The sequence below is a fragment of the Burkholderia sp. Ac-20384 genome, from assembly GCF_017104605.1.
Lineage (GTDB): Bacteria > Pseudomonadota > Gammaproteobacteria > Burkholderiales > Burkholderiaceae > Burkholderia > Burkholderia lata.
This window is the reverse complement of the sequence record NZ_JAAGPE010000167.1, coordinates 1-21,766: the sequence shown is the minus strand read 5'-3', so window position 1 is coordinate 21,766 and position 21,766 is coordinate 1. Positions and strand designations below refer to the sequence as shown.

At 65.6% G+C, this 21,766-nt stretch carries 17 protein-coding genes; 2 read left to right on the top strand and 15 right to left on the bottom strand.

From position 1 onward, the window contains the following. Positions 1–1,059: M23 family metallopeptidase (locus G3O00_RS26170; RefSeq protein WP_206144752.1), on the top strand; the 1,059-nt coding region annotated here is incomplete at its 5' end. A gap of 170 nt (positions 1,060–1,229) precedes the next feature. On the opposite strand, the gene G3O00_RS26165 is transcribed toward G3O00_RS26170, so the two are convergent. The 9 genes from G3O00_RS26165 to G3O00_RS26125 all read right to left on the bottom strand — a co-directional run bounded on the left by G3O00_RS26165 (position 1,230) and on the right by G3O00_RS26125 (position 10,749). Beyond that, positions 1,230–1,955, bottom strand: coding sequence for an amino acid ABC transporter permease (locus G3O00_RS26165; protein ID WP_174931508.1), 726 nt, complete (start codon positions 1,953–1,955; stop codon positions 1,230–1,232). A 2-nt stretch (positions 1,956–1,957) separates the two neighbouring features. Next, positions 1,958–2,680, bottom strand: coding sequence for an amino acid ABC transporter permease (locus tag G3O00_RS26160; protein ID WP_206144751.1), 723 nt, complete (start codon positions 2,678–2,680; stop codon positions 1,958–1,960). Positions 2,681–2,783: 103 nt separating this feature from the next. After that, positions 2,784–3,599, bottom strand: coding sequence for an ABC transporter substrate-binding protein (locus G3O00_RS26155; RefSeq protein WP_206144750.1), 816 nt, complete (start codon positions 3,597–3,599; stop codon positions 2,784–2,786). A 225-nt stretch (positions 3,600–3,824) separates the two neighbouring features. Further along, complete coding sequence (locus tag G3O00_RS26150) at positions 3,825–4,520, bottom strand: alpha/beta hydrolase (protein WP_206144749.1); 696 nt, start codon at positions 4,518–4,520, stop codon at positions 3,825–3,827. A gap of 274 nt (positions 4,521–4,794) precedes the next feature. Next, the gene (locus G3O00_RS26145) at positions 4,795–6,324 is read right to left on the bottom strand and encodes an agmatine deiminase family protein (protein ID WP_206144748.1); all 1,530 of its coding nucleotides are present in this window, start codon (positions 6,322–6,324) and stop codon (positions 4,795–4,797) included. 150 nt (positions 6,325–6,474) lie between these two features. Further along, positions 6,475–7,587, bottom strand: a complete 1,113-nt coding sequence (locus tag G3O00_RS26140; protein WP_174931513.1) for an agmatine deiminase family protein — start codon at positions 7,585–7,587, stop codon at positions 6,475–6,477. A 76-nt stretch (positions 7,588–7,663) separates the two neighbouring features. Beyond that, complete coding sequence (locus G3O00_RS26135; protein ID WP_206144747.1) at positions 7,664–8,776, bottom strand: polyamine ABC transporter substrate-binding protein; 1,113 nt, start codon at positions 8,774–8,776, stop codon at positions 7,664–7,666. A 10-nt stretch (positions 8,777–8,786) separates the two neighbouring features. Next, positions 8,787–9,701: an N-carbamoylputrescine amidase gene (gene aguB / locus G3O00_RS26130; protein ID WP_206144746.1), complete on the bottom strand. Its 915-nt coding sequence runs from the start codon at positions 9,699–9,701 to the stop codon at positions 8,787–8,789. Between the two features lie 46 nt (positions 9,702–9,747). After that, positions 9,748–10,749 (bottom strand): agmatine deiminase family protein, encoded by a 1,002-nt coding sequence (locus G3O00_RS26125; protein WP_277399315.1) that lies wholly within the window; start codon positions 10,747–10,749, stop codon positions 9,748–9,750. A 137-nt stretch (positions 10,750–10,886) separates the two neighbouring features. On the opposite strand from G3O00_RS26125, the gene G3O00_RS26120 reads away from it, so the two are divergent. Continuing rightward, a complete protein-coding gene (locus G3O00_RS26120) occupies positions 10,887–11,816 on the top strand; it encodes a LysR family transcriptional regulator (protein WP_011351909.1) in 930 nt (309 codons plus the stop codon). Positions 11,817–11,892: 76 nt separating this feature from the next. Here the strand turns inward: G3O00_RS26120 and G3O00_RS26115 are convergent, their stop codons facing one another. The 6 genes from G3O00_RS26115 to G3O00_RS26090 all read right to left on the bottom strand — a co-directional run. After that, positions 11,893–13,197 (bottom strand): MFS family transporter, encoded by a 1,305-nt coding sequence (locus G3O00_RS26115; protein WP_206144744.1) that lies wholly within the window; start codon positions 13,195–13,197, stop codon positions 11,893–11,895. A gap of 232 nt (positions 13,198–13,429) precedes the next feature. Continuing rightward, a complete protein-coding gene (locus tag G3O00_RS26110) occupies positions 13,430–15,109 on the bottom strand; it encodes a SpoVR family protein (protein WP_206144743.1) in 1,680 nt (559 codons plus the stop codon). Then, positions 15,106–16,374 carry a YeaH/YhbH family protein gene (locus G3O00_RS26105; protein ID WP_011351906.1) on the bottom strand — a complete coding sequence of 423 codons (1,269 nt, stop codon included), beginning with the start codon at positions 16,372–16,374 and terminating at the stop codon, positions 15,106–15,108. Before G3O00_RS26105 ends, G3O00_RS26110 begins: the two co-directional genes overlap by 4 nt. 125 nt (positions 16,375–16,499) lie before the next feature. Next, positions 16,500–18,422: a PrkA family serine protein kinase gene (locus tag G3O00_RS26100; RefSeq protein ID WP_011351905.1), complete on the bottom strand. Its 1,923-nt coding sequence runs from the start codon at positions 18,420–18,422 to the stop codon at positions 16,500–16,502. Between the two features lie 552 nt (positions 18,423–18,974). After that, the gene (locus G3O00_RS26095; RefSeq protein ID WP_206144742.1) at positions 18,975–20,741 is read right to left on the bottom strand and encodes a methyl-accepting chemotaxis protein; all 1,767 of its coding nucleotides are present in this window, start codon (positions 20,739–20,741) and stop codon (positions 18,975–18,977) included. Positions 20,742–21,019: 278 nt separating this feature from the next. Then, positions 21,020–21,766, bottom strand: a 747-nt coding sequence (locus G3O00_RS26090; protein ID WP_206144741.1) for a PfkB family carbohydrate kinase, incomplete at its 5' end; no start/stop codon positions are given.

The following is a 21,766-nucleotide window of genomic DNA, read 5'->3' as shown; positions in this document are numbered from 1 at the left end:
ACCGCGCAGCATTTCGTGACGAGTGAACTCGCCCGCACGATCGGCGAGCGCAACGATGCCGGCGAACACAACGATCGCAGCCAGCAGCCGGGTCTGTTCGCGCCGCTCAGCGCGCACCGCAACGACATGCTCGGCTACGCGAACCTGTTCCAGTTCGCAGCCCCTGAAAACCAGCACGGGATGCGCGCGGGCGACATCGAGCTCACGCTGTCCGATACGCTGAACCGTCTCGACGTGCCGCCCGAGGTGCGCATCCAGCTCGGCGATCTCGTCAGCGGCAAGGTCGCGATGCGTGCCAGCGCGCAGCGCGGCGACTACTACCGCGTCGCGTTCGAGTCGAACGACGGCACGCCGCGCCTCACCGCGCTCGAACTGCGCGTCGCCGGCCGCACGTTCGGCGCGATCTGGTTCCGCGCGCCGGGCGCCGAGCACGGCGCGTACTACGCACTCGACGGCTCGCCGCTCGAGGCCGCCGCCTTCACGATGCCGGTCAAGTGGACGCGCATCAGTTCGTTCTTCGGCGAACGCATCCATCCGCTGTCGCAGGCGATGGCGTTCCACACGGGCGTCGATCTCGCCGCGCCGAGCGGTACGCCCGTCGACGCAGCAGCCGACGGCATCGTGTCGTTCGTCGGCACCGATCCGGGCGGCTACGGCCGCTACGTGATCGTCGATCACGCCGATGGTTACTCGACCTACTACGCGCACCTGTCCGCGTTCGCGCACGGCCTCAAGACTGGCGAGACCGTGAAGCAGGGCCAGCGCATCGGCTCGGTCGGGATGACGGGCGCCGCGACGGGCCCGCACCTGCACTTCGAGGTGCGCGTCGCGAACAATCCGGTCGATCCGCTCGTCACGCTCGCGAGCGCGCAGACGGCGCTGTCCGACATGCAGCTCACCGCCTTCCGCCAGGAAGCGGCGCAATGGCGCTTCCGTCTCGCATCGATCAATACGGCGCCGTTCGCGTTCGCGCAGAACGACGGGCCGCTGTGGGGCGATTTCGCGACCGATTCATCGACGCTGCGCGCCGTCTTCAATACGCATTACTCGGCGTCGTGACGCACCTGCCGCCTGCCGTTGCTCGACGAGCAGCGGCGCGTGGCAGGTTCTCTACACACCGTGCCCCTCTCCCTGCCTGCCTGCCGGGCCTGACCTGCCTGGCGCGCTGTCCGCTGCACCCATTCATCGACACTGCCTTGTCGGCAATTCAGAGCGGCAACAGCATGCCGTCACCGCGCGGGTTCCGTATACTCGGCCGCCGCATGCGCGTCGCGTTCCGCGCGCGGGCGCCGCGACAGCAGCCAGCGTGCCGCGCCGTCGAGCGACGTGCACAGCACCAGATAGATCAGCGCGACGAACAGGAAGATCGGCGCCGGATACACCATCAGCCGGTTGTTCACCTGCGTTGCGACGAACGACAGCTCCGGCACGCCGACGATATAGGCAAGCGACGTGTCCTTCACGAGCGCGACCCACTGGTTGACGAACGACGGCGTCATGATCCGGATCGCCTGCGGCAGCAGCACGTAGCGCACCGTCTGCCAGCGCGTGAGCCCGAGCGACAGCCCGGCCTGCCATTGCCCGTCGCCGGCCGCGACGATGCCCGCATGCACCGCGTGCGCGAGATACGCGCCGCCGATCAGCGCGAGCGCGCACACGACCGTCGCGAGCCCCGGCACGTCCATGTGCAGCAGCATCGGCATCAGGAAGTAGGTCCAGAAAATCAGCATCAGCACCGGAATCGCGCGGAAGAAGCCGATGAACGCGAGCAGCAGCACGCGCACGGGGCCGCGCGCGAGCGCCATCGCAACGCCGAGCGCGATGCCGAGCACGGCCGAGGCGATGGCCGATGCGATCGCGAGCAACAGCGACAGCGCGGCGCCGCCGAGCGGCCCTTCCGGGAACGCGCCGACGAGCAGGTACGGCAAATTGGCGAGCAGCAGCGAGAAATCCATCGTCAGCGCCCCGCTCCCAGCCGGTCGCGCCATTGCGTGGCGGCATACGCGCCGGCTTCGATCGCGGCCACCGCCGCGACGTACAGCATGGTTGCCACGCCGAATGCGGCGAACGTCTTGAACGTCTCGGTCTCGACCTGCCGCGACGCATACGACAGCTCGGCCACGCCGATCGCCATCGCGAGCGAAGAGTTCTTCACGAGATTCATGTATTGGCCGAACAACGGCGGCAACGCGATGCGCACCGCCTGCGGCAGCACCACGTAACGCAGCGACTGCATCGGCGTGAGGCCGAGCGCGGCCGCTGCATCGTGCTGCGCGCGCCGCACGCCGCGCAAGCCCGCTTCGCACTCCTCGGCGACGAATGCGGCCGTATACGCGCTCAGCCCGACCCAGCCCGCGACGAATTCGAACGACGGCCATGCGAGCGTGAACGGGCCGATGCTCAACGCATGGCGCGCGTTCAGCCACGCGATCCACGTGTCGGGCAGCAGCGACGCAACGCCGAAATACCAGAACAGCAACTGCACGAGCAGCGGCGTGTTGCGGAACGCGACGACGTACGCGGCCGCCACCGCGCGCGGCGCCGTGCCGCGCGCATGCCGCATGACCGCGAGCAGCAGCCCGCCGGCGGTCGCGACGACGGCCGACGCAGCCGCGAGGCCGAGCGTCAGCAGGAAACCCTGCCAGAGCCAGGACAGATATTTGGGAGCCAACCCGAGCATGCTGTGTTGCGGGCGCTAAGCGCGCGATCGGAAGAAAACGAAAAAAACGAAATGCGCCGCGCGGCCGATGCTTTGGCCGATCGCGGCGCGCGTGCGATGCGGATCAGGTCTTGTCGCCGATCCGGAAGATGCGCGTGAGCGGCGTCTTCGTCGTCGGCCCGAACCATGCGTCGTAGATCTGCACGGCGCGGCCGTTCGCCTCGAGTCCCTTCAGCGTGTCGTTGACGAAACCGAGCAGGCGCGTCTCGCCCTTCGGTACGCCGACACCCATGTAGTCGTTCGAGATCGTGAACGCCGGGATCTCGTAGTTCTGCTTGTCCGGCACGTTCGCGAGCAGCCCGATCAGCTTCGGGCCGTCCTGCGTGATCGCCTGCACGTTGCCGGCACGCAGCGCGGCGAATGCGAACGGCGTGTCGTCATACGCGACGATCGTCGCCTTCGGGAATTTCTCGCGCAGCGTGATCTCGTTGGTGGTCCCCTTGTCGGCGCCGACACGCAGCGCGTTCAATTGGTCGGCCGATTTCAGCACGCCCTTCTTCGCGAGAAACTGCTGGCCCGACGAGAAATACGGAATGCTGAAGTCGACCTGCTTCGCGCGCTCGTCGGTGATCGTGAAGTTCGCGAGCACGAGATCGACCTTGCCGGACGTCAGGAACGGAATGCGGTTCGCCGGGTTGGTCGGCTGGAGCTGCAGCTTCACGCCGAGCTTGTCGGCGAGCGCCTTGGCATAGTCGACGTCGAGGCCGACGATGTGATTGCTTTTGCCGTCGACATAGCCGAACGGCGGGTTGCTGTCGAACGTCGCGACGCGCAGCACGCCGGCCTTCTTGATGTCGTCGAGACGGTCCGCATGCGCGACGGTGCCTGCGGTAATGAGCGCAGCCCCGACGAGCCACGTAGCGAGCGTGTTGATTTTCATGAGCACGACCTGATTTGTTATGAAGGCCGCCGCGGATCGCGCGGCGGCCCGGTTCGAAGAACATCGCGGCGGAGTGTGTCGTCGCGAAGCCGCTAACGTATCAGCGCGTGCGGCGAATCCGAACCAACAAATGGTGCTTTGCTCAGCGGGTTTCGTGATGAGCCGCGCGGGCCGCGGGCGCGGCATGGCACCGCGCGCGATCCGCCGCGCCCCGCTTCCCGCGCATCACCCGCCGAGCGCGGTCGCCGCCTCGTCGATCAGCGCGGCGACCGCCACCGGTTTCGACGCGAGCGACGCATGGCTCGCGTCGAGCGTGATGACCTTGCGCGCGTCCATCCGCGCCGACATCCGCTGCTGGTTTTCCGGTGCGATCATCCGGTCTTCGCTCGAGATCTGGTACCACGACGGTTTCACGCGCCACGCGGGCGCGTGGATGGTATCCGCGAAGGTGCTCGCCACCGGCGCCTTCTGCGTGACGGCCATCACGAGCGCTTCATCTGACGAAAGGTCCTGGCAGAAGCTCTCGTGGAATTTGTCGGGCTTGATCCACAGATAGCCGTCGCTGTCGGGGGCGAGGTTCGGCGCGGCCGCCGGCAGGTGTTCCTGCGTGATCCCGCCGGGGCTTTCGCCGGCGTCGGGCGCAAATGCGGCGATGAACACAAGGCCCGCGACGTTCGGCAAATTACCGGCCTCGCTGATCACCGCACCGCCGTACGAATGGCCGACCAGCAGCACGGGGCCCGCCTGCTGCGCGACCATCCTGCGCGTGCGTTCGGCGTCGTCGGCAAGCGAAGTCAGCGGCAATTCGACCGCATGCAGCGACTCATGGCCCTTGCGCGCAAGTTCGACGATCACTTTTGCCCAGTGCGCGGCGCCGCCCCAGAAGCCGTGCACGAGCACGATCGTGGGTTTGCTCATCATGACTCTCCTTGACGTGGCATGTCATCGAACCGTCACCGGCCCGGCCGATCCGGACCGACGCGCGGACATGCAGCAACCAGCATAGGCGAGCCGCCGCGTGCGACCAACCCCGCCGGGGCCGGCGTGCGACACAGCGCACCAAAAAAGACGCCCGCTGCAAGCAGCGGGCGCGAATCCCAGTCAAGGAGGTGTCACACGAACTACAGGCCCAGATTAAGGAATTCGCCCGTCATGGACAACGAATCGATTTCACTATCGATATGACGGGACACGCTCACGCCGGCACTTCGCGGGTCGAGCAGTGAATGCCGCCGCCGCCCGATGCGATGCCGAGGATGTCGACCTGCACGATCGCCCGGTTCCCCGCATACGGCCGGATCGCGGCGATGGCGGCCGCGTCGGCCGCCGCGTCGTTGAACTTCGGCATGACGATCGCACCGTTGCACGCGTAGAAATTGATGTAGCCGGCCGCGAAATTCGTCATCTGCCGGTCGTTCAGGCTCGTGCCGGCCGACGTGCCGAAATTGACCGGCGGCACCAGCTCGACGATCTGCAGCGGCCGGCCGTTCGCATCGGTCTCGCCCGCGAGCCGTTGCCGGTTGGCGTCCGTCAACGCGCGTTCGCCGGTCGAATTCGATGCGTCGTAACAGCACGCGACCACGCCGGGCGCGAGAAAGCGCGCGTAGAAGTCGACGTGCCCGTTCGTGATGTCGGTCTCGCCGGCCGGCGTTGCCGCGCCACCGGCGCCGCCCACGCCGCTGCTGCGCGGATAGGTCGCCGTGCCCGGCAGCCAGATGATCTTCCGCACGCCGAGCGTGCGCTGCAGTTCGGCGAGCACCGTGTCTTTCGCCGTCGGCAGCAGCGTCGCATTCGCGATCACGCCGTTCGGGATGTCGAACAGTTGCGGATTCCGGTTCACGTGCAGCACGGACGATTCGGTGAGGATCGCCGTCGCGTCGCCGTCGAATTCGATCGCGCCGCCTTCGAGCGTCAACGTACTGCGGATCAGGCTCGCGCCTTTGCGCTGCGCCATCCAGCCCGCCACCGTGTTGTCGCGCCCGAACGGCTGGAAGAACTTGCCCGCCTTCGACCGGTTGCTCGCGGCCGCGACTTCCGGCGGGACCGTCGCGCCGGGGCGCATGCCGGCGCCGTCGGTGTTCGCGTTGCCCCAGCCGTTGAAATTGAAACCGACCGCATTCAGCGCATTGTCGTTCGTCGTATCCCTGACGAACAGGCACCCGGTGTCGCGCACCCAGAAATCGTTGAAGCCGTCGGCGAGCGGCACGAGGTTGATCCCGCCCGCGCCCGCGGCGCGTGCTGCGTAGCGCGCATGCAGGTCGGGGTTCGCGACGCTCGCGGTCGCGAGCAGCGTGCGGGCCGCGTCGAGATCGGCCGGCAGCACCAGCATGTCGACCGGTTCGGTTGCGCCGATCGCCTTCGCGACGTCCATCAGGTCGGCCCGCACGCGGTCGATGCCGGCATCCGTGCTTTGCGGCGTGACGGGCAGCCAGATGCCGTCCGCGCCGGACGCGAAGGCCATGTAGGTCGACGCGTGCGGCGCATCTTCTGCAGGCAGCCGGTACGTGACCGGCCGCGTCGACGGCTTCGTGCCGGGTGTCGTGCCGGGAGACGTGGAAGCCGCGCCGGATGCCCCGTCGCTGCCACCGCCACCGCAAGCGGCCAGGCTGCCCAGCAGCGGTAAGCCGAGAAACGCGGCCGAATATTGAATGAAGCCGCGCCGGCCGGTATCCGGCGCGTGCTGCGCACGCTTGCCTGCGCTCGCGTGGGTACGTCGTTTCGTCATGTTTCAACTCCATTGCGCGGTCGGCGCGCGCGCGGGCGCGCCGGCTTCCGTCTCGCAAGACGGATTCCGCATTGTTTTCAGTAGTCCGGAATGAAATGTTGCCTGTTACGGTCGTGCGGGCCGGTCACGCATGCCGGCCCGCGGCCGGGTTCAGGCCGGCTGCTGCTGCGTGGTGCAGTGGATACCGCCGCCGCCCGCGGCGATGCCGTCGATGTTCAGCTGGATGACCTCGCGCCCCGGAAACAGGTCGACGAGCGTATCGCGCGTATTGCGGTCGGCGCGGCTGTCGCCGAATTGCGGGGCGATCACTGCGCGGTTGCACACGTAGAAGTTGATATAACCTGCCGCGAATTCCTCGTTCTCGTATTGATGCCGGACGGACTTCGGCCCCGGCAGCACGACGACTTTCAACGGGCGGCCCTTCGCATCGGTCGATTTCCGCAGGATCTCCAGATGCTGCCGCGTCACCGCGTGATCGTACGACGACGGGTCGGTATCGAGCCCCGCCACCACGACGCCCGGGCTCGTGAAGCGCGCATAGAAGTCGGTATGCCCGTCGGTGATGTCCTTGCCCGCGATGCCCGGCAGCCAGATGATCTTCTTCAGCCCGAGCAGCCGGCTCAGCTCCGCCTCGCACTGGGCCTGGCTGACGCCTGGATTGCGGTTCGAATTGAGCACGCAGCTGCGCGTGATGATCGCCGTGCCTTCGCCGTCCACCTCGATGCCGCCGCCTTCGAGCACCAGCCGCGTGTCGAGCAGCCGTGCACCGGCGCGCTCCGCCACGAACGGCGCGACTTCCGCGTCCTGGTCGTGCTCCTGCTTGTTGCCCCAGCCGTTGAAATTGAAGCTCACGCCGCCGAGCTGGCCCGACGCGTTCTTCACGAACACGGGCCCCGTGTCGCGCATCCACAGATCGTCGACCGGATGCTGGACGAGCTCGACCGATGAACCGCACAGCCGCGACGCGATCGCGTAGTCCTGCTCGCGCACCAGCATCTTGAGCGGCTCGTGCGCGGCGATCGCCTTCGCGATCGCGGCCAGGTTCGCGCGCGCGACGGGCAACAGCCGCGCGCCCCAGATGTCCTCGCTCGGGCCGAACGCCATCCACGTCGCCGTGTGCGGCGCACCCTCGTCCGGCATGTGCCAGGTTGCGCCCTGCTGCGCGTGCGCGGCGCGGCCGAGCAATCCGCCCAGCGCGCTGGCGGCCAGCGCCGCTCCCGATACGGACAGGCCGCGTTTCAACAGTTGACGTCTCGTTGTCATGGCATTCCTCTTTCGCTTGCCGGTTGCTTCGTGTGCTTCGGTTGTTTCAATCGTTCGGTGGCTTCGTGACGCGCGGTCAAGGTCGCGCCGTCTTGAAGCCGAGCCAGGTCCGGCCTTCAATACGCATCGCGGCCGGCGATTCGGCGATCGGCGTGAACAGCGTACGCCGCGTCGCCTCGTCCGGATAGATGCCCGGATCGCGCACCAGCGCCGGGTCCATCAGCTTCAGCGCGCCCTGGTTCGCGTTCGCGTAGCGCGTCGAATTCGAGATCTTCGCGATCACGTCCGGACGCAGGATGTAGTTGATGAACGCATGCGCGTTGTCCGGATGTTTCGACGAGGCCGGAATAACCATCGCGTCGAACCACATCAGGGTGCCGATCCGCGGAATGTCGTACGCGACGTCGCGTTTCGGATCGCGCGCCTTCGCCTTCTGCGCGGCCAGGTTGATCGCGCCGGAGAAGCCGATCGTCACGCACAGCTCGCCGTCGATCAGCTCGTTGGCGTCGGACGAATTGACGAACTCGCGGATGAACGGCCGGATCTTCATCAGCATCGCCTGCGCGGCCGCATAGTCCTGCGCGGACGGATGCATCGGATCGCGGCCGATATAGCGCAACGCCAGCGGCAGCACGGTGCTCGCGGAGTCCTGCAGGCCCAGCCCGCACTTCGCGGCCACGCGCGACGCGATCTCCGGCTTGAACAGCAGGTCGAGGCTGTCGGCCGGCATGTCCTTGCCGAGGATCGCGCGCACCTTGGCGCGGTCGTAGCCGACGCCCACGGTGCCCCACATGTACGGCACGCCGTACTGGTTGCCCGGATCGGATTGCGCCATCTGCTTCAGCAGCGACCCATCGAGATACTTCAGGTTCGGCAGCCGGTTCTTGTCGAGCTTGCGGAACACGCCGGCCTGGATCTGCTTGGCCATGAAGTCGTTGGTCGGCCACACGAGGTCGTAACCGCTGTTGCCGGTCAGCAGCTTCGACTGCAGCGTCTCGTCGCTGTCGTACGCGTCGTAGCGCACCTTGATGCCGGTTTCCTTCTCGAAGCCGGCAATCGTATCCGGCGCGAAGTAATTGCTCCAGTTGTACAGGTTCAGCACCTTCTCTTCATCGGCGCGGGCTGTGCCGGCCAGCACGCACAGCGCGAGGCCCGGCACCGCGAAGCGCAACCATCCTTTCCGTTTCATCGGGCCTCCCTCATCGATAACAGGACGATACGCCGTCGCTGGTCAGCAACGTGCGATACATCTCCGGGCGGCGATCGCGGAAAAAGCCCCACGATTGCCGGTCGGCGCGGATCGCGTCGAGATCGAACGTGTGCACGAGCACGGCTTCGTCGGTGCGGTTCGCCTCGGCCCGCTTCTCGCCGGTGTGATCCGCGATGAAGCTCGACCCGTAGAACACGCCCGTGAGCCCCTGCTGCTCCGGATTGCCGTTGCCGAAGCCGACTTCGCGGCCGATCCGGTTCGCGGCCACCACCGGCACCATGTTGGCGGCCGCGTGGCCCTGCATCGTGCGCTGCCAGTGGCCGGACGAATCGAACGCACTGCTGAACGGCTCCGAGCCGATGATGGTCGGAAAGCACAGGATCTCGGCGCCCATCAACGCGAGACTGCGCGCCGTCTCCGGATACCACTGGTCCCAGCAGATGCCGATGCCGATCCGGCCGAAGCGCGTATCCCACACCTTGAAGCCGGTGTCGCCCGGCGTGAAATAGAACTTCTCCGTATAGCCCGGCCCGTCCGGGATATGCGTCTTGCGATAGACGCCGAGCACGCGCCCGTCCGCATCCGCGACGGCGATCGAGTTGTACGCGGCATTGCCCGCGCGCTCGAAGAAGCCGATCGGCAGCACGATGCCGAGTTCGCCGGCCAGCGCCGCGAAACGGGCGATCTGCGCGTTGCCTTCGAACGGCTGCGCAAGTTCGAGATGGTGCACGTTCTGGTCGAGGCAGAAATACGGCATCGCGAACAGCTCCGGGCACAGCACGAGATTCGCGCCCTGTGCGGCGGCCGCGCGGATCAGGCGCTCCGCGGTGGCCATGTTGTCTTCGAGATTCCAGCTGCCCGACGCCATCTGGACGGCGGCGACGGTGATGTGTTTGGACGGCATTGCGATTGCTCCTCGGTAGGACCGGAAACCGCTGGCGAAACGTCGCTCAGTTCGCGACGGACGGCTGTTGCTGCGTCGAACAGTGGATGCTGCCGCCGCCGATCGACAGCGTCGGAATCGGCAGCATCTCCACGTTACGCCCCGGGAACGCACGACCGAACGCCTCGCGCGCGGCCTGATCCTGCTCGACGCCGAACGCGGACACGATCACCGCGCCGTTCACCAGGATGTAGTTCGCATAGCAATCGCAGTAGCGCTCGGAGCCGAAGCGTTCGGTGACGATCGGCGACGGCAGGTCGAGCAGCTCGAAACGGCGCCCCGCCGCATCGGTCGCGAGCTCCAGCGCACGACGGTTTTCCTGCATCACGTGAAAATAGTCGCCCTGCTCCGGCACCGCGGTCTGGCACAGCATCCGGCCGGGTGCGATGAACGACGCGATGCCGTCCACGTGCCCGTTCGTCTCCACTTCGTCGGGATTGCCCGGCAACCAAATGATCTTCTCGACGCCCAGCATGCGGCGCAGCTCCGCCTCGATTTCCGCGCGGCTCAGGTGCGGATTGCGATTCGGATGCAGCAGGCAGCTCTCGGTGGTGACCAGCGTGCCCTGCCCGTCGACGTAAAACGAGCCGCCCTCCAGCACCATGTGCGAATTGAAGATCTCCGCGCCGGCCGCGCGCGCGATGTCCTGCCCGGCCTGCTGGCAGCCGTCGTACGGCTGGTACTTCTCGCCCCAGCAGTTGAAGCGGAACACGGCCGCGCCCAGCCCGTGCTGTTCGCTCACGAGGAAAATCGGCCCGCAGTCGCGCAGCCAGTTGTCTTCGGCCGCGACCGGCAGCACGTCGACACTCGCGCCCACCAGTTCGCGCGCCGCATCGGCCTGGCTGTGGTGCGCGGCCACCACGCAGCGCTGGTAGCGGGCGATCGTCCGCGCGACCAGCGCGAATTCGCGGCACACCTGCGCGTAATGGCTCCCCCACAGATCCTCGCGATCGTGGAGAACCGGCCATCCGAGCCACGTGGCATCCATGGATTCCCATTCCGCGGGCATCCGGTAACCGCGCTGGCGAGCATCAAAGCGACCCATCGTTCCGTCTCCGTTGTGATTGATGGGCGATTGTGCGTCAGGTTAAACTTGATGAATATTGATATTTCTTGGCCGAATTAATCAATTCGCCTCATACCTTGATGCAACGCGTTCCGTCCCTGAAACTGCTGACCGGCTTCGAAGCCGCGGCCCGGCTGGGTAATTTCTCGCGCGCGGCCGACGAGCTGCACCTGTCGCAATCGGCGATCAGCCATCAGATCCAGCAGCTCGAAGCGCAGCTCGGGCAGCCGTTGTTCCGCCGGCGCGGCCGCGGCGTCGAACTGACCATCGCCGGCGAGGTCCTGCAGCGCAGCGTGCAGCGCGCGATGGACACGTTGCGCGGCGGCCTCGACCGCATCGCGACCTACCTGAACCCGGGGCTCGTCGTGCTGGTGTGTCCCGCGCCGTTGCTGCACGGTTGGCTGCAGCCGCGTCTCGAACAGTTGCAGCAGGTCCTGCCCGACCTGTGCCCGCTGCTGTCGACCGACGAAACCGCGCGTTACGTCGACGAGATCGACGTCGACATGACGATCGGCACGCGGCCGATGCTGCAGCCCGGCCTGCTGGATATCCCGTTCATGCGGGACGAATGGGTGACGGTGTGCGCGACGCCGCTGGCGGAACAACTCGAACGCGTGCCGCGCGACGAGCACCCGCAGCATGCGGGAGTCATCTGTCTCGAAGCCAGCCTGACCGACGAGCGCCTGGCGACGGTGTTCCGCGAGCGGCTGTCGGCATTCCGGATGCATGCGATCTACGACGACCAGCGGCTCGTGCTGGACGCCGTGCTGCGCGGCCGCGGCATCGCGTGCCTGCCGCGCCTCGTCGCGCAGGCGGGCATCGACCAGCGCACCCTGACCGTGCTCGCCGGCTACCCGCGCCTGCCCGGCACCACGTGGTGGCTGTCGCGTATGGAAGGTCCGTCGCGCTCGCCGATCGTCGAGCGGATGTTCGAATGGCTGGTCGAGCAAGGCAGCCTGTCGAGCGCATCCGGTCCGGCGCCCGACCACGCACCGCCGCCGCCCGCGTAATCGCACGCCACAAAAAAAAACGTCCCGCTGGCTGGCGGGACGTTCGTCGTATTTCAAATGCACACTGCGCGGCCGATCACGGCTCGTGACGCAGATACCCTTCCTTGCTCGGATCGCGCATCCGCCACGACACGATCAGCGAGATCGCGCACAGCACGGTCACGTACCAGTAGAAGGTTTCCTCGCTGCCGACCGACTTGAACCACAGCGCGACGTACTCGGCCGAGCCGCCGAAGATCGCGTTCGCGACCGCATACGACAGGCCGACGCCCATCGCGCGCACTTCCGGCGGGAACATCTCGGCCTTGATCAGGCCGCTGATCGACGTATAGAAGCTGACGATCGCGAGCGCAACCGTGATCAGCACGAACGCGGCCACCGGGCTCGTCACGTCCTTCAGCGCATGCATCAGCGGCACCGTACCGATCACCGCGAACGAACCGAACAGGATCATCGACGTGCGGCGGCCGATCTTGTCGGACAGCGCGCCGAACACCGGCTGCATCAGCATGTAGACGAGCAGCGCGACGGTCATCACGTTGCTGGCCGTCTTCGCATGCATGCCGGCCGTGTTCACGAGGTACTTCTGCATGTACGTCGTGAACGTGTAGAAGATCAGCGAGCCGCCGGCCGTGAAGCCGACCACCGTGAAGAACGCGCCCTTGTGCTGCCACACGCCGCGGATCGTGCCCGCGTCTTTCTTGTCGCGCGATGCGGTCGTCGACGTCTCGTCGAGCGACTTGCGCAGGTACAGCGAGATCAGCGCGGCTGCCGCGCCGACCACGAACGGAATGCGCCAGCCCCATGCCTTCAGTTCGTCGGCCGACAGCGTCTGCTGCAGGATCACGAGCACGAGCAGCGCGCACAGCTGGCCGCCGATCAGCGTCACGTACTGGAACGACGCGAAGAAGCCGCGGCGGCCCTTCAGCGCCACCTCGCTCATGTAGGTCGCGCTCGTACCGTATTCGCCGCCCACCGACAGCCCCTGGAACAGCCGCGCGACCAGCAGCAGCGCCGGCGCGAGCGCGCCGATCTGCGCATAGGTCGGCAGCACCGCGATCACGAGCGAGCCGCCGCACATCATCAGCACGGAGATCATCATCGCGTTGCGGCGGCCGTGGCGGTCCGCGATGCGGCCGAACAACCAGCCGCCGATCGGACGCATCAGGAAGCCGGCCGCGAACACACCCGCCGTGTTCAGCAGCTGCGTCGTGGTGTTGCCGCTCGGGAAGAATGCCGGCGCGAAGTACAGCGCGCAGAACGAGTAGATGTAGAAGTCGAACCACTCGACGAGGTTGCCCGACGAGGCGCCGACGATGGCGAACACGCGCCGCCGGGTGTCATGCGCGGACAGCGCAGCTTGGTCGGTCTGGACGTCCATGGATTGGTCAGTTCCTTTTAGTGCTTTCTGGGCGAGACGGCGGGAGCCGCCGCGTACGATCACACGTGGCACCGGTTCCGGCGCACGGCGCTACGGGATTTTAGCGAAATGTAAAGTAACCGGCTCTCCGGGTTCGTCCGGATGTAGAAAATTTTTCTCTCGCCATGCGTTCGTCATATGAAAACGCCAGCCGCAAGGCTGGCGTTCGATGCAAACTTTCCGTGGGCGATGTTCAGATCCTCACCTCCGGCGGCACGTAGCGGCACTCGTAGCGCTTGCGCACGGTGCCGGCCTCGTCGACGCTTTCCAGGAACACGTCGAACTGCCAGAGCCGCGCCATGTGCTTGAGCACCTCGTCGCTGTCGTTCGACAGGTGGCGGTTGTCGGTCATGAAGTGGCGCAGCGTGAGACTGCGGTCGCCGCGCGTGTTCACGGCCCACACCTGGATGTTCGGCTCGCGCTGATGGGTCGCGTATGTGCTCGACAGCGCCTGCCCCACGTACTGGTAGCCCGAATCGGCGTGTAGCGCCGATAACTCCAGCGAATCTGGCATGTCTTCGGCGAGCACCGAGAAGAGCCGCATGTCGCGGATCAGGCTCGGCGACAGGTACTGCGCGATGAAGCTCTCGTCCTTGAAGTTGCGCATCGCGTAGTGCATCGCCGGCAGCCACGGGGTGCCCGCGATCTCCGGAAACCACTTGTAGTCTTCTTCCGTCGGCGCTTCGCAGATCCGCCGGATGTCGCTCATCATCGAGAAGCCGAGCGCATACGGGTTGATCCCGCTGTAGTACGGCTTCGTGACGGGCGGCTGGTAGACCACGTTGCTGTGCGAGTGCAGGAACTCCATCATGAAGCCGTCTTCCAGCTTCCCCTGGTTGTACAGCGTGTTCAGCAACGTGTAGTGCCAGAACGTCGCCCAGCCTTCGTTCATCACCTGCGTCTGCCGCTGCGGGTAGAAATACTGGCCGATCTTGCGCACGATGCGGATCACTTCCCGCTCCCACGGTTCGAGCAGCGGCGCATTCTTCTCCGCGAAATACAGCAGGTTCTCCTGCGGCTCGGGCGGATAGCGGTCTTCCTGCTCTTCCATCAGCTCGGGCTTCTTGCCCGGCAGCGTGCGCCACAGTTCGTTCACCTGCGACTGCAGGTATGCCTCGCGCTCACGCCGCAACGCGGATTCCTTCGACAGTGAAGGCTTCTGCGGCCGCTTGTAGCGGTCGACGCCGTAGTTCATCAGCGCATGGCACGAATCGAGCAGTTCCTCGACGCGATCGAGGCCGTAGCGCTCCTCGCATTCCGCGACGTAGTTCTTCGCGTACACGAGATAGTCGATGATCGCGTGCGCGTCGGTCCACAGCCGGAACAGGTAGTTGCCCTTGAAGAACGAGTTGTGCCCGTACGCCGCGTGCGCGATGACGAGCGCCTGCATCGTCATCGTGTTCTCTTCCATCAGGTACGCGATGCACGGGTTCGAGTTGATGACGATTTCGTACGCGAGCCCCATCTGGCCGCGACGGTAGCTCTTCTCGGTCGACAGGAAGTGCTTGCCGAACGACCAGTGACGGTAGTTGACGGGCATCCCGACCGACGCGTACGCGTCCATCATCTGCTCGGCGCTGATCAGTTCGAGCTGGATCGGGTAGATGTCGAGCTCGTATTGTTCGGCGACCTGCGAGATGTGCGTGTCGTATTCCTCGAGCAGTTCGAACGTCCAGTCGGACGGGCACGGCAGCGGCTTGCGTTCGGCAACGTTCATACGCGCTTCCTTTTGCCCTCGGCCGGGCAAGTCGGCGGCCGGCGGCGATGGTTCGGCCTGCCCGCGTTGCTGCGATGCGGCAGGGCCGGCCGTGTCGTCGCCGGAAGGGCGCGGCGCATAGCCGCGCGACTCGTTGTGCAGATGGCGGGTCGTCATGACATTTCCACCTGCTTTTCGAACAATTCGCGAAACACCGGGTAGATGTCGGCAGCCGATTCCACTTTTTTCATCGCGAGATGCGGCTGCGACAAGGCCAGTTGCGCGTATTCCAGCCACAGGTTCTGCTCTTCCGGCGCGACCTGGATATACGCGAAGTAACGCGTCTTCGTGAGGATATCCTCTTCCAGGATTTTGCGACACTTGGGCGAATCGTCGGTCCAGTTGTCGCCGTCGGACGCCTGCGCGCCGTAGATGTTCCATTCGGTCGGCGAGTAGCGCTCGTTCATCACCTTGCGCATCAGCTCGAGCGCACTCGACACCACCGTGCCGCCGCTCTCGGTCGAATGGAAGAAGGTGTCTTCGTCGACTTCCTCGGCACGCGTGTGGTGACGGATGAACACGACCTCGATGCGCTCGTAGTTCCGCTTGAGGAACAGGTAAAGCAGGATGAAGAAGCGCTTCGACAGATCCTTGCGCTGCTCGTCCATCGAGCCCGACACGTCCATCAGGCAGAACATCACGGCCTGGCTCGACGGTTGCGGCTGCTTCACGCGGTTGATGTAGCGCAGGTCGAACGGATCGATGAACGGAATCCGCCAGATACGCCCCTTCAGGTGATGGATCTCGGCCTCGAGCACCGCGATCTCCGCGCGCCGGTCTTCCGGATCGCTCTTCATCGCCTCGAGCTGCGCCTCGAGCTCGCGCAGCTCGTTGACGAGCGGCGAGCCGAGCGCGATGCGACGCCCGAGCGCGCTGCGCAGCGAACGCACGACGTCGATATTGTTCGGCGTGCCTTCCGCCGACCAGCCCGCGCGCACGTTCTTCCAGCTCGGCACCGTCAGCAGGTGCGTCTTCACGAGGCGCGGCAGTTCGAGATCGTCGAAGAAGTACTGCATGAACTCGTCACGCGACAACTCGAACACGAAGTCGTCCTGCCCTTCGCCCTCGTTGCTCGCCTGACTGCCTCCCCCGCCCGAGCCACCCTGCGGACGCGGGATCTTGTCGCCGCGCACGTAGTCCTCGTTGCCGGGGTGCACGTATTCACGACGTCCGCCAGGGCCGTGCCGAAAATTCGGCTCCGCGATGTCCTTGCGCGGGATCGTGATGCTTTGCGTGCTTTGGATATCCTTGATGCTACGGTCGCGCACCGCATCGGACACGGCGCGACGAATGTAGTTCTTGACGCGACGCAGAAAGCGTTCGCGGTTGGCGATACTCTTGTTCTTGCCGGCCAGCCTGCGGTCGATGATTTGATGAAGCACTCCCGGTCTCCCGCTCGAAAGTCGATATGCCGGGACGCTCGCCGCACATGCCGTCTCCCGTCATGCGGGCGGCGTCTCTGAAAACACCCGTACGGCGACGCCGTACGGGCGCGGTACCGCGCGCGTCATGACGACTTGCGCACGCGCAGGTACCAGTCGCAAAGCAGCCTCACCTGCTTCGGCGTATAGCCCTTCGCGACCATCCGGTTCACAAAGTCCTCATGCTTGCGCTGCTCCTCCGCCGAACCCTTGGCGTTGAACGAAATCACCGGCAACAGTTCCTCGGTGTTCGAGAACATCTTCTTCTCGATCACGACGCGCAACTTCTCGTAGCTCGTCCACACGGGGTTCTTGCCGGCATTCGCCGCCCGTGCACGCAACACGAAGTTCACGATCTCGTTGCGGTAATCCTTCGGATTACTGATGCCGGCCGGCTTCTCGATCTTCTCCAGCTCCGCGTTCAGCGCGGCGCGGTCGAAGCTCTCGCCCGTATCGTGATCGCGGAATTCCTGGTCCTGGATCCAGAAGTCCGCATACGTGACGTAGCGGTCGAAGATGTTCTGGCCATACTCCGAATACGACTCGAGGTAGGCCGTCTGGATCTCCTTGCCGATGAATTCCGCGTAGCGCGACGCAAGCACGTCCTTCACGAAGGACAGGTACTTCTGCTCGGTTTCCGGCGGGAACTGCTCGCGTTCGATCTGCTGTTCGAGCACGTACATCAGGTGCACGGGGTTGGCCGCCACCTCGCTCGAATCGAAGTTGAACACGCGCGACAGGATCTTGAACGCGAAGCGTGTCGACACGCCCGTCATCCCTTCGTCCACGCCCGCGTAATCGCGGTACTCCTGGTACGACTTCGCCTTCGGATCGGTGTCCTTGAGGTTTTCGCCGTCATACACCTGCATCTTCGAGAACAGGCTCGAATTCTCCGGCTCGTGCAGGCGCGACAGCACCGAGAACTGCGACATCATCTTCAGCGTGCCCGGCGCGCAGACGGCCTCGGCCAGCGACGAGTTGCGGATCAGCTTCTCGTAGATCTTGGTCTCTTCCGACACGCGCAGGCAGTACGGCACCTTCACGACGAAGATCCGGTCGAGCAGTGCCTCGTTGTTGCGGTTGTTGCGGAACGCCTTCCACTCCGACTCGTTCGAGTGCGCGAGGATGATCCCGTCGAACGGAATCGCGCCGAAGCCCTCGGTGCCCTTGAAGTTGCCTTCCTGCGTGGCGGTGAGCAGCGGGTGCAACACCTTGATCGGCGCCTTGAACATTTCGACGAACTCGAGCAGGCCCTGGTTCGCCAGGCACAGGCCACCCGAGTAGCTGTACGCGTCCGCATCGTCCTGCGCGTACTGTTCGAGCTTGCGGATATCGACCTTGCCGACCAGCGACGAGATGTCCTGGTTGTTCTCGTCACCCGGCTCCGTCTTCGCGATGCCGACCTGCCGCAGGATCGACGGATAGCGGCGCACCACGCGGAACTGGCGGATGTCGCCGTTGTATTCGTGCAGCCGCTTGACGGCCCACGGACTCAGGATGTTCTTCAGGTAGCGGCGCGGAATGCCGTACTGTTCTTCGAGGATCGGGCCGTCTTCGTCGTAGTCGAACAGCCCGAGCGGCGATTCGTTGACGGGCGAACCCTTCAGCGAATAGAACGGCACGCGCTCCATCAGTTGCTTCAGACGCTCGGCGATCGACGACTTGCCGCCGCCCACCGGGCCAAGCAGATAGAGGATCTGCTTCTTCTCTTCGAGCCCTTGCGCAGCGTGGCGGAAGTAGGCGACCACCTGCTCGATCACCTCCTCCATTCCGTAGAACTCACGGAATGCGGGATAGACCTTGATGACCTTGTTCGCAAAGATCCGCGACAGGCGCGGGTCGTTGCGGGTATCGATGTGTTCAGGTTCCCCGATTGCTTCCAGCATGCGTTCACCAGCCGTCGCGTACGCGGATGGATCGTTCTTGCAGAGCGCGAGATACTCCTCCAGCGAGAGCTCTTCCTCTCGCGTTTTTTCGAAGCGGTTCGCGAAGCTGCTGTAAATATCCATGCTACCTCCCTCGCCTGAGTCTGAAGACGTGCCTGCCTTCGTACGACTGCGCAGAAGCAAGCGCGTTCGAATTCATCCTAAACCCTTTCTTATTTTTTTTCACGAACTCTTCGTATGAAGTTCGTCATTCTCGACAACACCGCTTGGACAACACATTTCGTCGTTTTACAATCGATCTCCCGAGCCGCAGAAACTGCATCCGGCGCGTCTCGTCGAACGACGGAACGTCTTGTGTGTTGGACACATCCGACGTCGTCACTTCTCCCCTTCATCCCTATACGTTCGAGCGGTCGTTTTCGACGACACGTTGCGCGCGCCGTTACAAATTTTTTTCGCAGTGCCCTTACGGAGATACCCGTACGACGGATGCGGGAACTTCACATGCACCTGTGTGCGCATGCGTCGATGCAGGTCACGCGATGCACGCGACGATGCGCGATCGTCATTCATGCACGTCGCCTGTCACATTTTTTCCAACGCAGAAACGACGACGCCCGCATGTCGCGGGCGTCGTTCGTCACCAAATGGGGATAGATGCGCGGCGCGCGCGGATCAGAAGGTTTCCCAGTCGTCCGAGTCAGCCGTAGCGGCCGTTTGCGCCGGTGCAGCGGAAGCAGCGACGGGCTTGCGCACCGGCGCCGCTGCGGCTGCGCGTTTCGGCGGTGCATCGCGCTCGTCGCGCGCAGCAGCCTGGACGGGCACCGCAACCGCTGCGGCGGGCGCACGCGGCGCGTGACGCACCGCAACCGGAGCCGCAGCACCCGGGCGGGCCGTGTCTTCGTTGAGCTGGAATACCGCTGCCGTTTCACGCAGGCGTCCGGCCTGTTCGTCGAGCGATTGCGCGGCAGCCGCGGCTTCCTCGACGAGCGCCGCATTCTGCTGCGTGACTTCGTCCATCTGCGCGACCGCGCGCGCCACCTGGTCGATCCCGCCGCTCTGCTCCTCGGACGCCGCCGCGATCTCGCCCATGATGTCGGTCACGCGCTGCACCGCACCGATCACGTCGCTCATCGTGCGCCCTGCTTCGTCGACCAGCGTGGAACCCGACCGGATGCGCTCCACCGACGCGTCGATCAGCACCTTGATCTCCTTGGCCGCGGTCGACGAACGCTGGGCCAGGCTGCGCACCTCGCCCGCGACGACCGCGAAACCGCGGCCTTCCTCGCCTGCCCGCGCAGCTTCGACTGCTGCATTCAACGCAAGAATGTTGGTCTGGAATGCGATTCCTTCGATGATCGCAATGATGTCCGCGATCTTTGCCGAGCTGTCGTTGATCTCGCCCATCGTGCCGACCACCTGGCCGACCACCGTATTGCCCTTGTTTGCAATCTCCGACGCATTCGCGGCCAGCGAACTCGCCTGGCGTGCATTGTCCGCGTTCTGTTTCACGGTGCCGGTCAGCTGCTCCATGCTCGACGCGGTTTCCTGCAGCGCCGCGGCCTGTTCCTCGGTGCGCGACGACAGGTCGATGTTGCCGGCCGCAATCTGGCGTGCCGCGGTCGCGATCGACTCGCTGCCGCCGCGCACGGTGCGCACCGTGTCGACGAGCCCGCGCTGCATCTTGCCGAGGCCCTCGAGAAGCTGGCCCATCTCGTCATGGCGATCCACGACGATCGGCCGGCGCAGGTCGCCGGCGGCAATGGCGTCGAAATGCGCGAGCGCGTCGGCAATCGGGCGGCCGATCGCGCGGCTCAGCGTCAGCCACGACAGGACCGCGGCGCCAAGGCCGGCCAACAACGCGACGATCGCCAGCACGCGCAGCGTGTCGTATACCGATTCCGCATGATCGAAGCCGGCTTGCGCATCGGTGAACTGGAAGTTGCGCAGCGCCTCGCTCGCCGTCGCAAGGTCGTTGTAGCGCGCCTGGAGCTGCTTCGCGCCTTCGCCGATCCGGTCGGCCTGATTCGCGCCGACCACGCTCGCGAACGCGTCGCACTCGTGCTGCAGCGCCTGCCGCTTCGCGGCGACGTCCTGGGCAAGCCGGTCTTCCTCCGGGCCGCGCGGCAACGCGAGGTACTTCTGCCACCAGGCGTCGGACTGCGCGCGCATCGCGCGGCTTCGCTCGACGGCGGCCGCCGCGTCCGGCGTGCTGGCCAGGAGCGCCGCACGGTCGAGCGCCAGGCGTTCGCGCGCGGCGTAGATCTCGGCCACCGACACGTCGACCGCGCTTGGCATCTGGTTCGTGAAAATATCGCGCGTCGTATCGTTCGCGCGCGTCATGCCGTACACGCCGAGCCCGCCGATCACAGCCAGGAGCACCGCCAGAAACGCCATCGTGAAACCGATGCGCGCACGAATCGTCAGGTTTTTGAACACCATCATCCTTCCTGTGTTGCGTCGTGATGGACGGGACAGGCCCGTCGCTTCGAAGCTTTGCTTCACCCGGTGCATTTACGACCATGCACCGCACAACTTGATGGTGTTTCCGCTATTTTTTCGAATTATTCGTCTGTTTATTACAAACAGCTGAACGAATAATGCGCGCTTCAGCGTGTCCTGGAAGCGAGGTGATGGGAGGTGCTCCGCTGCCGGCGAGCGTCACAGATACGCGGCCGGCCGTCGTTGGCGACGAGCCGGCCGCGATACGTGATCCGGCCCTATTCGGTCAGTTCGGCAAGCGTTGGAATCGACGGCTGCGCGCCCGCGCGCGTGACCGACAGGGCCGCTGCGCGTTGCGCGAAGCGGATGGCCGTGTCAACATCCGCGCCGGCCGCGAGCCGCGCGGAAAAACCGCCGATGAAGGTATCGCCGGCCGCCGTCGTGTCGACGGCCTGCACGGCCGGCGCCGGATAATGCCGAGCCGCGCCATCGGCCGTCAGCGCAAGCACGCCGCGTGCGCCCAGCGTCACCAGCACGTTGCGTGCGCCGCCGGCCTGCAGCACGCGCGCGGCGGCTTCCGCCTCCGCCGGATCACGTACCGGCAGCGCGGTCAGCGCAGCCGCCTCGACCTCGTTCGGGATCAGGTAATCGACGAGCGGCAGCCAGCCGTCCGGCAGCGGTGCGACGGCGGGGGCCGGATTGAGCACCACCGTGCGGCCGAGCCGACGCCCGGCCGACAGCGCCGCGAATACCGTGTCCGGCGGCGTCTCGAGCTGGCAGATCAGCACATCGGCCGACGCCAGTGCGGCTTCCTGCCGTGCGACCGTCTCGGTCGTGACCTCGCCATTGCCGCCCGCGACGATCACGATCGCGTTCTGGCTCGCATCGTCGACGACGATCAGCGCGACGCCGGTCGACGCCGATGCGCTCGTCGCGAGCCCCGCGCAGTCGATCCCCTCGGCTTCGAGGCCCGCGCGCAGCGCAGCGCCGTGCGCATCCGCGCCGACGCAGCCGATCATCGCGCA